The organism is Flavobacterium arsenatis (assembly GCF_031456785.1).
GTDB lineage: Bacteria > Bacteroidota > Bacteroidia > Flavobacteriales > Flavobacteriaceae > Flavobacterium > Flavobacterium arsenatis.
The window spans coordinates 96,941-113,669 of sequence record NZ_JAVDVI010000007.1 but is presented as its reverse complement, the minus strand read 5'-3'; the positions used below and the strand labels follow the sequence as shown (position 1 = coordinate 113,669).

Below are 16,729 nucleotides of genomic sequence, written 5' to 3'. Positions count from 1 at the left end.
GAAAAATATGTAAAATCATGTTAATTAAATTGTAGATACAACCTTTCTATTGATATATTCGTCTTACCATAAAACAATATACAATGAAACAAATCTCTACCCTACTTTTGCTTTTTTCGAGCTTTAGCCTCTTTTCTCAAATTAAAGGAACTGTCACCGACGACAAAAATCTTCCTTTACCTGTTGTTTCTATTTTTGTAGAAAACACTTATAACGGAACTTCATCAAACGAGGCCGGACAATACGAACTGAATGTTAGAACAGCTGGAAAACACACCATCGTTTTTCAATATCTGGGTTATAAAACACAAAAGAAAACCATCAACATTGATAAATTTCCTTTTGTTTTGGATGTCAAATTAGAGGAAGAAAACATTTCGCTTGCGGAAGTGGTCATCAACAGAAAAGAGGATCCCGCAAATGCTGTTATCCGAAAAGCCATTGCAGCAAAGAAAGAAAATGCCGACAATACAGGTCGTTTCAAGGCTGATTTTTACTCCCGTGGAATGTTTAAACTTAAAAATGTTCCTAAAAAATTCATGGGGCAAGAAATTGGAAATTTGGATGGTTCTTTAGACTCAACAGGAAGTGGCATTGTTTATCTTTCTGAAACCGTTTCTAAAATTATGTTTGAAAAACCCGATAATTTCAAGGAAAAAATCATCGCTTCGAAAATCAGTGGAAACGACAATGGTTTTAGCTATAATTCTGCCAGGGGAACCAATTTCGACTTTTATAAAAACACTCTCTCTTTTGGGGCAAACATGATTTCTCCAATTGCAGATAATGCCTTCAGCTACTACAAATTTGTTTTGGAAGGAACGTTCCAAGATGAAAACAATCAAATGATCAATAAAATCAAGATCATTCCAAGACGCGACAGAGAACCTGTTTTTGAAGGTTACATCTATATAGTTGAAGATTCTTGGGCGATTTATGGCGTTGATGTTGATGTGAAAGGATACAGATCGCATCAGGAATTTATGGATGTGATGAATTTGAAACAGAATTACAACTACAATAAAACGACACACATTTGGTCGAAAAACCTTCAAAGCCTTGAATTTACAGCTGGTGCTTTTGGAGTGAAGTTTCTAGGGAAATTTACCCACGTTTTTAGTAATTATGAATTTCCAGATCAATTTGAAAAGAAAACATTCACGAATGAAATCTTGAGCTTTGAAGAAAATGCCAACAAAAAAGATTCAGTCTATTGGAATGCCTACCGACCAGTTCCTTTGACTTTAGAAGAAAGCAATGACTATGTAAAGAAAGACAGCCTTCAAACGTTGAGAAAATCAGAAAAATACTTAGATTCGATTGATGCAAAAGGAAACAAATTTAAAATTTTTGATATCATTTCGGGTTATACTTATAAGAAATCGATAGACAAATGGTCGTTCAATTATGCTGGAATTATGGATTTAGCCTCAACGAGCTACAACACCGTTCAAGGTTGGAACCTGAATTCTGGCTTCTCATTCAGAAAATGGAACGAGGAAAACGGAAAATACACCTATATCAATTCTGTTTTCAATTATGGTTTTGCAGAAGACAGGCTTAGGGTTATGGGAAGCTACTACCACAGATTCAACAATCAGAACTATGCCGCAATCAGTGTTTCTGGAGGAAGCACAGTCAGTCAGTTCAATAGTGCAGAACCAATTTCTAAATTTGTAAATACTGTAAGCTCCTTGTTTTTCAAGGACAATTATATGAAAATTTACAACAAGGAATTTGCCCAAATTAATTATGGACAGAATGTTGTAAATGGTTTGTATTTGAATGGAAAGTTAGAATATGAACAAAGAAAACCGCTTTTCAACAATACTGATTATGTAATTATCAAAGACAGTGATTTGTTTACTTCGAACAATCCGTTGGCTCCGGATGATTATTTGAATGCTCCTTTTGAACAGCATCATTTGGTGAAAGCTTCTCTTTCTGGAAGGATCAATTTCGGACAGAAATACATTTCACGACCTGATGGAAGATTCAATATTAGAAACAATAAATATCCAACAGTGACTTTCAACTACGAAAAGGCATTTGCAGCAACAGATAAAGCGTATGAATTCCAAGCCGTTTCAGGATCAGTCTATTATGACAAAACATTAGGAAACAAAGGAACTCTTTCGATTAACTTGAAAGGTGGAACCTTTTTTGATGCTGATAATATTTCGTTTATCGACTACAAACACTTCAACGGAAATCAAACCCATATTGGAACAGCTGATCGTTATCTGAATGTTTTTAATCTGATGCCTTATTATTCAAACAGCACAAACAAGTCCTACTTTGAATCGCATTTTGAGCACAACGACAACGGTTTCATTATGAATAAAATTCCTTTGTTGAATAAATTGAACACGACACTTATTCTTGGATTCCACAATTTGGCTACAACCGATAGAAAACCCTATCAGGAATTTTCGGTTGGTTTGGACCGATTAGGCTTTGGGAAATTCAAAATGCTTCGAGTTGATTATGTTCGTTCCTACCAAAACGGGTATATTGGAGACGGAGTTGTTTTTGGTTTGAAGTTTCTGAATATACTTGAGTAAGGATAATTCTAAATTCCAAAAAAGAAATCCCAAATTCCAATACTAAAAACTTGGAATTTGGGATTTCATATTTTGGTTTTTTTACTTAATCCTTCGGAAGAAAAATTTCTGCCATCATGCATCTTGCACTTCCACCTCCACAAGCTTCAATAGTGTCGAGGCTTGAGCTTAAAATTTCGGCATGTTTTTCTAATTGCTCGATTTGTTTTGGTGTCAGACTTTGATGAGCAGCGGCACTCATGACCAAATATCGCTTATCGTTTGCTCCTCGAACTTCGAGCATGTTTCCTGCAAAATTATTTACTTGATCTTCGGTAATCAAAATGATTTCTTTTCCATCTTCTTTCAGATTATCCAAAACCATTTTTCGTTCTTTCTTGTCATCGATACAATCTGCACAAATAACTGCAAAAGTTTCGCCCAAACACATCATTACATTGGTATGATAGATTAGTTTTCTTTCTCCATTTACGGTTTGAAAAGCTTCAAAAATGACTGGTGCCAAATCGAAATCTTCACAGAACTCGATAAACAATTCCTCATCTGCTCTTGGCGACAAGGCACAATAGGCTTTTTTATTGGCACGGTCAAGCAACAAACTTCCGGTTCCTTCCAAGAAAAAACCATCGTCTTCTGCTTCTGTATAGTCTACAATATTATCAATCTGGAAACCTTTTTCTTCTAGTAAATCCAGGATTTCTTCACGGCGTTCTTGTCTGCGGTTTTCAGCAAACATCGGATATAAGGCTACGTCAGCATTTTCGTGAAACGAAATCCAGTTGTTCGGAAAAATAGAGTCTGGTGTGTCTGGATTTAAGGTATCGTCAACAACGGTTACATCAACGCCAACATTGCGAAGTTTTTCTACGAAAGTATCAAATTCTTGTTGTGCTTTTGCGTTTACAGTTGCTGGCAAAAGTCCGTCAAGCACTTTCTGATAATAATTATTTACGGCAGTTTGTTCGTTCATCCTGAAAGCTATAGGACGAATCATTAATATGGAATTGGTAGTTTGTTTCATATCTTTTGTTATAAGTTGTGAGTTATATGTTGTAGGTATTCCTTCTAGGTCTTCCAATTTTCTTCAACATATTTTATAAAGTTGTAAATTTTAGCACTTAATTCATTACATCTACCTATTAATTCTTCATGATTTAAAATTACATTGGGATATAATTTAATAATTTTTTCAATGTGAAAAACTGTTTCGAGACAACTCGCCCAAGAATACGTCAAAAATTTTATAAAATCAGCCTTATATCTTTTCCTTCCGTAACCTTCAACAATATTTGTCGGAACTGAATCCGAAGATCTTCTCAATTGGCTTCCTAATTCATACATTTCATATTTAGGCAATTGCAAGGAATAAGCATGCGACAAGTAAAACAACTCTAATCCTAGCTTATATACATCTAAATCTTTATAACTTTTCATAATTTGAGTGACTTACAACTTATAACCTACAACTGACAACTCAACTATTCTCTAATCAAAGGCAAAGTCGAACATCTCAAAAGTCCTTCCTGTTTGGCAATTTCAGCATACGGAATTTCTTCGACTGTAAAACCTTTTTCTCTCAACCAATTGTTTAGTCTCGTAAAGTTTTTTTCGGAAACCACTACATCTGGTGCGATGGAAAATACATTAGAATTCATGTGGTACATTTCCTCTCGTGTAATATGGAACAGATTTTCCTTTCCGAAAATATTCACCAGATACATATAATCGGCTTCTTCACGGAAACCACTTTTATAGATGATTCCTTTGTCGGTTCCAACAGGTTGAAAGCAACAATCTAAATGAAGAGCATTGTCTCTGGCTTCGATTTTTGATTTTACCAAATCGAATTCCTTCACGATTTTATTTGGGAACAAATTTCGGATGTATTCCACACCTTGCCAATTGGTTCTTGCTGTGATATAATCCTTATAATCGCTTCCTTTGTAGGTTCCGATGAATATATATTCGTTCCAAAGCATGACATCGCCACCTTCAATATGCACTTCTTCTGGAGGACGGACCACTTTTTTAGGATCGATTTGATTGATTATGTATTGAATGGCATCCAATTCTCGTTCGCGATCGGGCAAGATATTAGCTTTTATGAAAATATCATCGATAACAAATCCTATGTCTCTTGAGAAGATCTGATTGTAGTTTTCAATCATTTCCGGACGAAAAACCTTCACATCATATTTCTCGAATACTTTGTTGAAAGCTTCCATTTCATTCACCATATCTTCTTCAACCGGATATGTTCCTGCCAGAATATGTTCTAAAGATTTTGGATCATAGGCTTCTTCTGCAGTTGGTGTTGGACCATTGTTTACTGCTGAACCTAGAACAACAGCCCTTAATCTGGATGTTTCGTTTTTTACATTTAATTGCAACATAGCTTTTGGCTTTTCAGCGTCATTTTGTTGACGTTTGTAGGGCAAATATAAAAAAAGGGACTTGATTATTGAAGTTTTCCTATTGGAATAGTAGTTAAATTATCGATTAAATAAAACTTTAAAAATATTCCATAAAAAAACCTCTCGGTTGAGAGGTTCTAAAATTTTAAAAATAGATCTTATCTTTTATCAACTTCCTTAAAGTCTCTTAAAGGATGACCTGTATAAATTTGTCTTGGTCTTCCGATTGGTTCTTTGTTCAAACGCATTTCTTTCCATTGTGCGATCCATCCTGGTAAACGTCCGATGGCAAACATTACAGTAAACATATCCGTTGGAATTCCCAATGCACGATAGATGATTCCTGAATAGAAATCTACGTTTGGATATAGGTTTCTTGATTTGAAGTAGTCGTCGTTCAAGGCCGCTTCTTCCAATTTTTTAGCGATAGCCAAAACCGGATCGTTAACACCTAGAGTTGCTAGAACCTCATCGGCCGCTTTTTTAATGATTCTTGCTCTTGGATCGAAGTTTTTGTAAACTCGGTGACCAAAGCCCATCAAACGGAACGGATCGTCTTTGTCTTTTGCTTTCGCCATATATTTATCTGCATCTCCACCATCTTTTTGGATGGCTTCAAGCATTTCTAAAACTGCCTGGTTTGCACCTCCGTGAAGTGGTCCCCAAAGTGCTGAAACTCCTGCAGAAATGGATGCGAATAATCCTGATTGAGAAGAACCAACCATTCTTACAGTCGAAGTAGAACAGTTTTGCTCGTGATCAGCATGAAGGATAAACAATTTATCCAAAGCATCAACCACAACCGGATTGATTGTGTAAGGTCCTGTTGGCAATTCAAACATCAAACGCATGAAATTCTCAACATATCCTTTTGTATTGTCATAATAGTTCAACGGGAAACCAGAACTCTTTCTGAACGTCCAAGTTGCCAAAACAAGGAATTTACCCATTGTTTTACAAACTGTATCGTACATTTCCTTTTCGTTATCAACATTTACAACTTTAGGGTTGAAGGCTGTCAATGCACTTGTCAATGAAGATAAAACGCCCATTGGGTGAGCTGTTTTTGGAAAACCATCGATGATGTTTTTCATTTCTTCATTCACCAAGGTATATTTTCTGATGTCTTCTTCAAACTGGTGCAATTGCTGTTTTGTTGGCAATTCTCCAAAAATCACTAAATAAGAAACTTCAAGGAAGTTTGCCTTTTCAGCCAAATCCTCGATAGAATAACCTCTGTAACGCAAAATCCCTTCTTCTCCGTCAAGGAAAGTGATGTCACTTTTGCAAGATCCTGAATTTTTATAGCCCGGATCCATTGTTATAACTCCTGTTAAATCACGTAGTTTGTTAATATCGATTGCAACTTCTCCTTCGCTTCCTTCAATTACGGGAAACTCGTATTTTTTGCCATCAATCTCTAATATTGCTGTTTTTGACATAATTGTTTGGTATAATTTATCTTTGATAATAATAATTTAACAAACTTAAGGAATTGCAATTGAATTAAAAAATGAATAGTGCAATGATATCGTTAATTATTGTATAAATTATGCAAATTTGATATATACCACTGAAAATTAAAAAACCCACGGTTATGGCTCCGTGGGTTTGGGTAAAAAAACAGGTTATTGAATATGCCTACTTTTTAATTATTTTTTCAACCTTGATTCCCCTATCAGAATTTATCTTAAAGAAATAAACTCCATTTGCTTTATCGGCAATATCGATAGTTGTTTTACTATCATTAGGCAAATGGGTCATCAACAATCTTCCTTGGATGTCATAGACTTGAATTGAAGTGATTACAGAACTTGCTTCAATATTCACTACATCACGACTCGGATTTGGATAAACCGCTATCGAATTGTCAAACAAATGTTCATCAATAGAAAGATCTTGAAACGTTGTATTGGCATCGTTTGTAAGGATTGGAAAATTATAATCGAAGTAAATATTGGCTTTTTTGGTTACCGTTTCTCCTTCATTTACTGATGATTTCGATCTTACTTTCAGTAGGATATTTCCGTGTCCGTTGGTTTCCAGATTAATGGCCTTGAATATAAATTCGGCTATATTATTATTTACCATCGCTTCAACAGGATGAGATCCATTCAAAAGTTGCAAGCTTGAGAGATCATATTTCGTTGTATCGATTTCTACTTTTACCACTACATTTTCGGCTGGAGCGGTTCCCGTATTTTCAAAATTTACGATGTAATGAAGGTAGTTTCCAATTTCTGATGAGGATAAATTATCGCCTTCAATACAAACAATATCATTTGGATCAAAGGAACCAACAACAGTTTGATTATATGCAAATTGATTGTCCAACGGCAACTCATCACCTGCAACTGGGGTTATTGAAGTGGTAAAGTTTAAGACATCTCCATTATTAACGGCTGGTGTTTCCATAGGTCCATTTACATTAAGCCTAATCACGATGCTTCTGTTTTCAAATGGCATCAGGTTGACATAATTCCATGTAAGTGAATTTATTTCGACAGCATCAGCTATTGGTTCAGCCGAAATAAAATCGGTTCTAGCATCATCAAAAATGAAGTTTACGGCTCCAGAAACCATCTGATTTCCTTTGTTTTTATAAACCACTTTGTATGTTGCATCAAAACCTGGGCGAGCTGGCTCAAGAGGTGCTAAAACCACTTCTATGTCCTGATGCATGCCAACTGCTTGAATACAAAAATTTTGTGTTGCAATATTGTTATCGGTTGTAAAGGTAAAGGTTGATGATGGTGGAGAAAACTCAAACCACGTTGGATTTTCGATATTTGGCGTTATTTCAAAAGTACCTGCATCGGTATAAAAATTATAAGTTCCGTTGATGTTTGTTACAGTTGATCCAATTTCAGTTCCGTCGTTTATGTCAAGTCGGATAAATGGATTTACTTCATCGGCAACATCACATCCATTGTTATTGAAGTCAAAAATAGTGACTCCTGTTATGGTATTGTTGTTTCCACCAGGTGTGAAAGAACAATAGGTGTTGCAAACCGTAGCATTCATACCTGAATTATTCAATTGCGTTTGAATGCTTTCAATTTGTGAAGCATCAGCACAAATATAAGCTAGGTTTGGATTTCCAGAATAACTTAAATCTTGTTCGTTTCTTCCGTTTTTTATGAATAATGTTTCTAGTTGATTGTTGTTGCAATGCAAAACATGCAGAAATGGTGCGTTATTTACATCTAATGTTGTGAGCAAATTGTTATTGCAGTACAAAAAATTAAGCTGGTTCAGATTGCTTACATCCAGAACCGTTGTTTGAGTTCCTGATAATCCCAAAATTTGTAAGTTGGTTAAATTATTTACATTTAAATTAGGAATCAAATTATTAGAATAATCTAAGCGGTTCAAATTGCTTTGATTGCTTAAATCCAAATTGGTTAACTGGTTATTAATACAATACAATTGTTTCAAATTATTGAGCCAAAATACGTTTAGGTTTTCTATTAAATTATAACTACAATCTAACGCTTCAAGATTAGGCGAATTGAATACTTCTAAACTTGTAATTTGATTATTAGCACAAGTTAACGTTTTTAAATTCACCAAAGTACTAACATCCAAACCCGTAAGTTGATTTGCGTTACAGCTTAAACCTTCAAGATTAATCAAACCGCTTACATCTAAGCTAGTCAAATTGTTTGAATCGCATACCAATGATTTTAAATTTGTTGACAAGCCACTTATATTTGAAAGCGTAAGCTGATTATGGGAATAGTCCAGATTGACAAGGCTATTCAAACCGCTTAAATTTAAGGTTGTGAGTTGGTTAAAAGAACAATTCAAATCCGTAAGGCTGGCAAGATTAAGTACATTTAAAGTTACGAGTTGGTTTTGAGAGCAATTTAAAGTTGTAAGACTAGGCAAATCAACTAGATTCAAATTAGCCAATTGATTATAAGTATAGTCCAATACTTTAAGATTAATCAAACCCGTTAAATCCAAACTTGTAATGTGGTTACTGGAACAATATAAATCGGTCAGATTAGTCAGATTACTCACATTTAAACTAGTAAGTTGCTGGTTATTACAACTCAATTTTTTCAGATTGGTCAAACCGTTTACATTCAAAGAAGCAAGTTGCCCTAAATCATTAGATATACCATCACAATATAATTCCTCCAAGCTAGATAAACCTGTAAGATCTAAAGTAGTTAGCAAACTAAAAGCACAATACAATTTCTTCAAATTGGTTAATCCACTAACGTCCAAAGTAGTCAAATGTGCCGTTAGTTGCCCATCAACAACATAACCTCCTGCACAAGTCAATTCTACCAAGTTAGTCAAATTGGATACATTTAAGGCAGAAATTGGATTCGTATCGCAAACTAATTTTTGCAGATTAGGCAAGTTGCTTACGTTTAGATTAGTAATTTGATTTCTAGAACAATTCAGCTCTGTTAAACTGCTTAGTCCCTCTAAACTTAAAGAAGTTAACACCCCATTTTTGCAATCTAACTTTTGAAGGTTAGGCAAACCACTCAAATTTAAAGTTGTCAGTTGTCCTAACGGAACTGAACTGCCATTGACATTCCCTATCACTTTTAATTCCTGCAGATTAGGTAAATTTTGTAACGTTACACTGGTAAGTTCATTGTTATTACCACAATCTAAGTTTACTAAATTAGGTAATCCATTTAGGCTAAAAGTAACGAATTTATTGTAGGCACATGATAGTGTTGTTAGGTTTTCAAGTCCGTTCACGTTCAAGCTAGTAAGTTCGTTTCCTCCACAATACAATTCGGTCAAGTCAGTCAGACTGCTTACATTCAATGAGGTAAGTTTGTTGTTTTCACAGTTCAATTTGATGAGATTAGGAAAACCATTCAGGTTGGTAAGCTGGTTTCCTGAACAATTCAAATCCGTGAGGGCTGTAAGTTCATTGGCGGTCAAAACACTAAGGTTATTGAAAGCGCAATCCAGTTTGGTAAGGCTAGGAAGCTGACTAAGATTCATAGTAGTTGTAAGTTGATTTCCTGAATACAGAATTTCAGCAAGATTTGGAAGTCCACTAACATTTAAACTAACAATTGATGTTCCCAAACAGTTGAGTTTAGTCAGATTAGTTAAATTGTTAATATTTAGAGTTACAAGATTCGGCAAGCTAATGCACATCAAATTGTTCAGATTAGTCGCTCCGTTTACATTTAGGGTGGAAAGAATTTGCATATTAAGGCAGGTCAATGACTTGAGATTAGTCAGCCCGCCAATATTTAACGTCGTTATCAAAGAAGTGGTAATTCTCAAGGATTCAAGATTGCTAAAACCCTCAATACCTGTAACATTAAACACCAATAATTCAGAAATTGCTAAAAGCTTCACTTGTTGTGCTTCGCTTTCTTGAATTTCTCCATCGTTATTAGCATCAATTTTAATCCATTGATCGTCAAAATTCATAGCTTTTTCAACTGTCGGACTAGCCGCCAATAGTTCCGCCTTGAAAGTAGCGTCCGGAATGTTGATGATCTGTGCGTTTGCAAACCCGAAAGTTAACAACAGTAAGAGTAGTATTTTTTTCATTTTTAAAGTGTTTTTATTTAATTGCTGAATTATTTTATAAAGATAATTCGCATTTGCTGATTCATTTGGGGTGAATGAGTATTCGCTGCTTTCAAATTAGAATTCGCTTTACCAATCAAAGTACTAAAATCTCTAAAAAACAAAAGGCAGGCATTTACCTCAATAAATGCCTGCCTTCGCAAACTTATTTTTTAATTACTTTTTCAACCTTGATTCCTTTTTCAGAATATATCTTAAAGAAATATACGCCATTGGTTTTATTCGAAATATCAATACTTGTCTTGACATCGTTTGCCAAGTGGGTCATCAACAACCTTCCTTGCATATCATAAACCTGAACCGAATTGATTGCAGCATCAGCTTCAATTTTCACCAGATTAGAACTTGGATTTGGATAAATTTTTATTGAATTATCCAATAAATGTTCTTCAACAGCAAGATCTTGAAACGTAGTATTGGCATCATTTGTCAGGATTGGGAAATTATAATCAAAGAAGATATTTGCTTTCTTCGTAACCGTATCTCCAGCATTGAGAGATGTTTTTGATCGTATTTTCAAGAGAATGTTTCCGTGTCCATTGGTTTCCAGATTGATCACTTTAAAGATGAATTCCGCTACATTGTTATTCAATCTCGCTTCCAGTGGATGAGATCCATTCAAAAGTTGCAAGCTTGAAACATCATATTTAGTTGCATCAATATCCACTTTCACCACGACATTTTCTGCTGGAGCTGTTCCAGTATTTTCGAAATTTACAATATAATGCAGGTAATTTCCAATTGCTGATGGAGCTTCACTTTCCCCTTCCAAACAAATGATGTCGTTTGGATCAAAAGAACCTACCACGGTTTGGCTAAAATCAAAATTATTATCTGTCCAATTATCATCTGTACTTACATCGATGAATGCATTAAAAGTTAAAATATCATCAATATTTATCGCTGGAGTTTCTTGTGGGGAATTGACATTTAAAGTCACGTCGATACTTCCCGACGCAAACGGTGCTATGTTTGACACAACCCAATTCATGTGTCCGTCTGACTGATTTTGCGGAACAATGGAAGACGAAACAAAATCCAGAACGGTTTCATTGTAGGTGAAATTTACATATCCATCAACCGTTTGATTTCCTTTATTTTTATAAACAAGTTGATAAACCGCATCAAAACCTGGTCGTGCTGGAACAAGTGGAGCAATTACAACTTCTAAATCTGGATGAATGCCATTTGCCGTGATACAAAAATTATTCGTTGAAACGGAATTATTATTGATTGGAAAATCTACCTCTACTGTTGCTGGTGAAACTGTAAAAAGTGATGGATTTTCCAATTGAGGTGTTACTGTGAAAATACCTGTTTCAGATGTATAAAAATTATACTTCCCTAGATTATCTGAAATCTGTACAAAATCAGTTGAAGCACCATCGAGTTCTATACTAACTTTCGTAAATATTGCAGGAAAATCAAGAGCATCACAACCATTTAAATTCAAATCATAACTAATTTTTCCCTTTATCGTGTTATAATCTCCACCAGGAAGAAAAGAGCAATAAGAGCTTACACTGACAGGGCCATTATTGGATTGTATTAAGTAATTAATAAAATTATCACCAACAGTATCATTAACGCAAACAAAGTTTAGAGTATTTGATAGGATTTGATAACTACTCAAATTAGGCCCCCCATTTTTTAAATTTAGCATCCCTAAAGAATCATTATTACTTACATTTAAACTAGTTAGCAATAGATTGTATGATAAATCTATACCTTCTATAGAAGTATCATTACAGCCTACACTTATTAAATTTGGGAAAAGAAAAAAATTAAACGTAGTGAAATTATCTTGAAAGATGGATAGTGAAGTTATACCTGATTTATTCTCAAAACCAATAAAATTTGTATACCCTGGCGAGTAGGCTAAATCTGTTAGATTTATTAAATTTCCAAGATTAAAACTTTCAATTAATGTATTCTCTATATGCAATTTAGTTATACTAATATTCCCACCTAAATTTATATTGGAAATAGTACTACCTCCTACTTCTAAAGATAACAAATCAACATTATTCGCTAGTTGCAATTCTGTTATTGGATTATTACGACATTTTAAATGCTGCAAGTTTATTAAACTACTAATATTTAAAGAATTTAGCTCATTAAGACTGCAATCAATTTCCAATAAATTAGTAAAGCTTTCAATTCCCTGCATTGAAGCTATACCTCCTAATTGAACATCAAGAAAGGAAACAGTTAGCGCTTCTGAATATTGAATCTCACCATCATCATTTACATCCACCGCTATCCAATTTCCGTTCAAATCCTTGGCTATTTCATTGGTAGTACTTGCCGCCAACAACTTCGCCTTAAAATTGGCATCAGGAATATTTACAATTTCAGTGGAATCCTCAAGGGTAACACAACTTGAGAGTATCGCAGTACAGGATGGTATCGATGAACCTGTTACTTCTATTAAACAAATCACTGTATTTGGAGTGGAAATTGGATGTGTGATTGTAACAACTCCTGTGGCATTCAAAACAACCGTAGTCGGAATGCTATCGACACTATAGGTAACATTTGCCGAAGGTGTCCCAGAAATAGTAAAAACAGCTAATTGATCCATTAGAGAATAGTCCGTGATTTCCGCAGTTGGAGCAGGAATAACCGTTACCACACTACTATCTTCATAACTGCATCCTGTTACAAGGTCTGTCACAAGTAATTTATAAGTTCCCGATTCTGTTGTCTGGAAAGCAGTAGTTGTCTCACCTGGGATAGGGGTATTTCCTGAAAACCACTGAAAACTATAAAAACCTGCATTTAATCCTGAATACATAAAAGCAGCAGTTCCTTGACACATTACTACGTCGTCAATATTAAAAACAGGCAAAGGCACAACTTGCATGTGGAGAAAAGTCCAGGCAAAGTTTTCTGGATCCGCTATTTCTTCAACTCTAAAATACGCAGTTGAAGGACCGGTTAGGATCGTATGATTGGCAGGAAATAAAATCAAACTTTCAATATCCTCACTTTGTGCTCCACTCTGGGTTGAATAGTAAGTAATCAAATATTCTGATGGATTCAAGGTTCCTAGAATTTCGGGAACAACGGATGTCAAATCAAAAGTTTCAACGCCATCATTACCAATATCACAAAATGAAAGTGTAGTGGGCTGATTGATCTCTACTTGACCATAGAAACGAGCGGTAATCAACAACAATAAGAGTAAAATTTTTTTCATATTCAGGGTATTTATGAATGCTAATTCAAGGTATAAAGATAATTTTCATTTAGTATCAATTGTGTCTCAATGAGTATTTGCAGGTTTTGAATTAGAATTTACCTAAATCGTCTTCAACAATTCCTGCAACCGTTCTTTTTTTCGTTGCGATATCGGAAGGTTCGAATTATCGGCCATCACTACATAACCTCCATCTTTTTTGATATATGATTTCAAGTAGGAAAGATTAATCAAGTGCGATTGATGGATGCGTTCAAACCCGTGTTCCGTCAGCATTTCTTCGTATTCCTTCAAGGTTTTCGAAATCATAATCGGCTTGTTGTTTTTGATGTAGAACTTGGTATAATTATCCTCACTTTCACATCGAATAATATCGCTGATTTCAAAAAGATGGATCCCATCTGAAGTCGAAAGTGCTATCCTTTTGAAATTATCTACTTTCTTTCTGATGTTTTCCAACAGCAAATCAATATGGGCATATCCGTCGTTTTGCTTCAAAACGTTTTTTATCTTCTCGACAACTTTCTGCAATTCTTCCGGATCCACGGGTTTCAACAAGAAATCCAAGGCGCTAAAACGGAATGCTTTTATGGCATACTGTTCGTGAGCCGTAATAAAAACAATATGCGAAGACGATTTTCCGTTTTTCAACGCCAGTTGTTCCAAGATGTCAAATCCTGTTCCGTCACCAAGTTGGATATCTAAAAAAACCACCTGTGGTTTGAATTTATCCATGGCTTCAATTCCTGTTTTCACCGAATCGGCTTCGCCTAAAATTTGAATTTCTGGAGCATATCGAGCCAGAAGTCCCTTCATTCCGTTGCGTAAATTTTGATCGTCGTCTATAAGTAAAGCTGTAATCATATCGTTATTTATCTATTGGAAATCTTTCAATCTTTCAATCTTTCAATCTTTCAATCTTTCAATCTTTTAATCTTTTAATCTTTCAATCTTTTAATCTTTATTTTATATACTGTATCGGCAATTTCAAAATCACGATCGTCCCCATGATTTCTCCATTTGATGCCACTCGTTCCTCAATTTCTACGTTTGAAGTTTTGGTAGTCATCGCTTCCATCATTTCCAATCGCTTTCGCGTAATGTCCAATGCCATCGATTTGTGAACGGAAACCAGATTTTCCTTCATCTCCTTCGATTTATTAAAGCCAATTCCGTTATCTATAATCTTGCAAACCAAACTCTGTTCTTCTATCGAAAAATCGATATCAATATAGCCTTTTCCTGTTTTGGGAATCAAGCCGTGAATGATGGCATTCTCCACAAAAGGTTGCAACAACAACGGTGGTAAGGCCATATCGTCTTCAAGTTCGCCACTTTTTGTAATATTAAATTCAAATTTCTTATTAAATCGAAGCTGTTCCAATTCCAGATAATTTTGGAGGCTTTCTATTTCCTTGTCCACCGGAATCAGCGATTCTTTAGAATATTCCAAAGTCAATCGCATCAGTTTAGAGAATTTGGAAAGGTATTTTATGGCCGAATCCGTTCCGTTTTGCACAATAAAACTCGAAATCGAACCCAAACAGTTGAACACAAAATGTGGATTCATCTGCAAATGCAAGGCTTTCTGTTCGTATTCTGCGAGTTCTTTTTGCAGGGTCAATGTTTTTTTCAATTGCAAGCGGTTGTAGAAAAGAAATACGATTCCGAAAATCAATAAAATAAAAAGAATTACGAAACCTATCTGTTGCCGGTGGCGTTTTGATTGTTCGTTATAAATGAGTTCTTTCTTTTCCTGCTCTTTTTTCTGAAGGGCTTCCTTTTTATCAAACTCAAAATTCATTTCGGTCCGAACACTGTTCCGGATGCTTTCGTTGTTACTCACACTGTCTTTTGCAATCGTAAACATTTTATAATGAGCAAGAGCTTCGGCTGGTTGGTTGAGCTTGTCGTAGATTTCACTCAATCGTTGCTCGGTGTTTTTCACCTGCTCCATCACGTTGAGTTCTTTGGCCAAAGCCAGTGCTTTATTGGTGGCAACCAAAGCTTCTTGGTATTTTTTTTGCTCCAGAAAAATTTCTCCGATATAATAATAGGAGTCCGAGGCTCCAAATTTGTTTCCGATGCTGTTGAAAATTGCCAAAGCCTGGTTGTAATTCCCCAAAGCTTCATCTGTTTTCCCAGTCTGCTTAAAATACAATCCTAAATTATTATGCAATTCTCCAAGACCAATCTGATTGGGGTATTTTTCGAAAAGTGATTTTGCTTTTGTATAGTATTCAATTGCTTTCGCATAATTCTTCTGATGGAGGTAAATATTTCCAATATTGGTTGTCGTAATTCCAACCGTTTCATCCTTGATTTTCTCTTGGATTTTCAAACATTTGATGTAATAATTTAAGGCCTTGAAATCTTCGCCTTGGGCTTTATAAACAATTCCTATGTTGTTGTAAATTCTGGCAGATCGACCCAAATCATTGGTTTCCTCATAAATCTTGACAGCCTTCAAATGATATTGCAAGGCTTTTGTATAACTGCTTTGTTCCGAAAAAACAATCCCTATACTTCCGTAGGCTCGGGCCAGTCCGTTCTTGATTTCTTTTTTATTTTCTGATGAATTGCTTTCGAGTTCCTTTTCGAAAACCGCTTGGGCATTACTGAAATTTCGCAAAGCTTCGGGATAATTGCCCAAGATGATATTTCCGTTTCCAATGTTCAAGTAGGAAGTTCCTTCGGCAAGTTTGAATTTTATTTTTTTTGATAATTGCAAAGCTTTGTTGGCATATTCTAAAACCAGTTTCGGATCGCTTGACTGGTATTCAACAGCAATTGTGTTTAGGAGTTGGATCCTATCAATATCATTTTTAGAGTTGGTCAAAGCCAATTTAAGACTGTCGATGGTTGAATTTTGGGCAAATGTAAAACCCGAAAAGCATCCGAAAAGAAGAAAAAGGAAAAAGTAGAGTTTTCTCATAGCGAAAAATAACTGCAGATTGCCTAACAAA

At 35.2% G+C, this 16,729-nt stretch carries 9 protein-coding genes; 1 reads left to right on the top strand and 8 read right to left on the bottom strand.

The features are described from left to right. Positions 1–83 precede the first annotated feature (83 nt). Positions 84–2,564, top strand: a complete 2,481-nt coding sequence (locus J2X31_RS09510; protein WP_310026311.1) for a DUF5686 and carboxypeptidase regulatory-like domain-containing protein — start codon at positions 84–86, stop codon at positions 2,562–2,564. A gap of 85 nt (positions 2,565–2,649) precedes the next feature. On the opposite strand, the gene ctlX is transcribed toward J2X31_RS09510, so the two are convergent. The 8 genes from ctlX to J2X31_RS09470 form a co-directional block, all read right to left on the bottom strand. Beyond that, positions 2,650–3,585, bottom strand: a complete 936-nt coding sequence (gene ctlX / locus J2X31_RS09505; protein WP_310026309.1) for a citrulline utilization hydrolase CtlX — start codon at positions 3,583–3,585, stop codon at positions 2,650–2,652. Positions 3,586–3,629: 44 nt separating this feature from the next. Then, complete coding sequence (locus J2X31_RS09500; RefSeq protein ID WP_310026307.1) at positions 3,630–3,998, bottom strand: four helix bundle protein; 369 nt, start codon at positions 3,996–3,998, stop codon at positions 3,630–3,632. 44 nt (positions 3,999–4,042) lie between these two features. Next, complete coding sequence (locus tag J2X31_RS09495) at positions 4,043–4,957, bottom strand: dimethylarginine dimethylaminohydrolase family protein (RefSeq protein ID WP_310026306.1); 915 nt, start codon at positions 4,955–4,957, stop codon at positions 4,043–4,045. 179 nt (positions 4,958–5,136) lie between these two features. Then, positions 5,137–6,420, bottom strand: coding sequence for a citrate synthase (locus J2X31_RS09490; RefSeq protein WP_310026305.1), 1,284 nt, complete (start codon positions 6,418–6,420; stop codon positions 5,137–5,139). Positions 6,421–6,619: 199 nt separating this feature from the next. After that, positions 6,620–10,522 (bottom strand): leucine-rich repeat domain-containing protein, encoded by a 3,903-nt coding sequence (locus J2X31_RS09485; RefSeq protein WP_310026304.1) that lies wholly within the window; start codon positions 10,520–10,522, stop codon positions 6,620–6,622. Between the two features lie 184 nt (positions 10,523–10,706). Further along, a complete protein-coding gene (locus tag J2X31_RS09480; RefSeq protein ID WP_310026302.1) occupies positions 10,707–13,763 on the bottom strand; it encodes a DUF7619 domain-containing protein in 3,057 nt (1,018 codons plus the stop codon). Between the two features lie 102 nt (positions 13,764–13,865). Then, on the bottom strand, positions 13,866–14,627 hold the full coding sequence (locus J2X31_RS09475) for a LytR/AlgR family response regulator transcription factor (protein ID WP_310026301.1): 762 nt from the start codon (positions 14,625–14,627) through the stop codon (positions 13,866–13,868). A gap of 97 nt (positions 14,628–14,724) precedes the next feature. Next, positions 14,725–16,698 carry a tetratricopeptide repeat-containing sensor histidine kinase gene (locus J2X31_RS09470; protein WP_310026299.1) on the bottom strand — a complete coding sequence of 658 codons (1,974 nt, stop codon included), beginning with the start codon at positions 16,696–16,698 and terminating at the stop codon, positions 14,725–14,727. Positions 16,699–16,729: the final 31 nt, after the last annotated feature.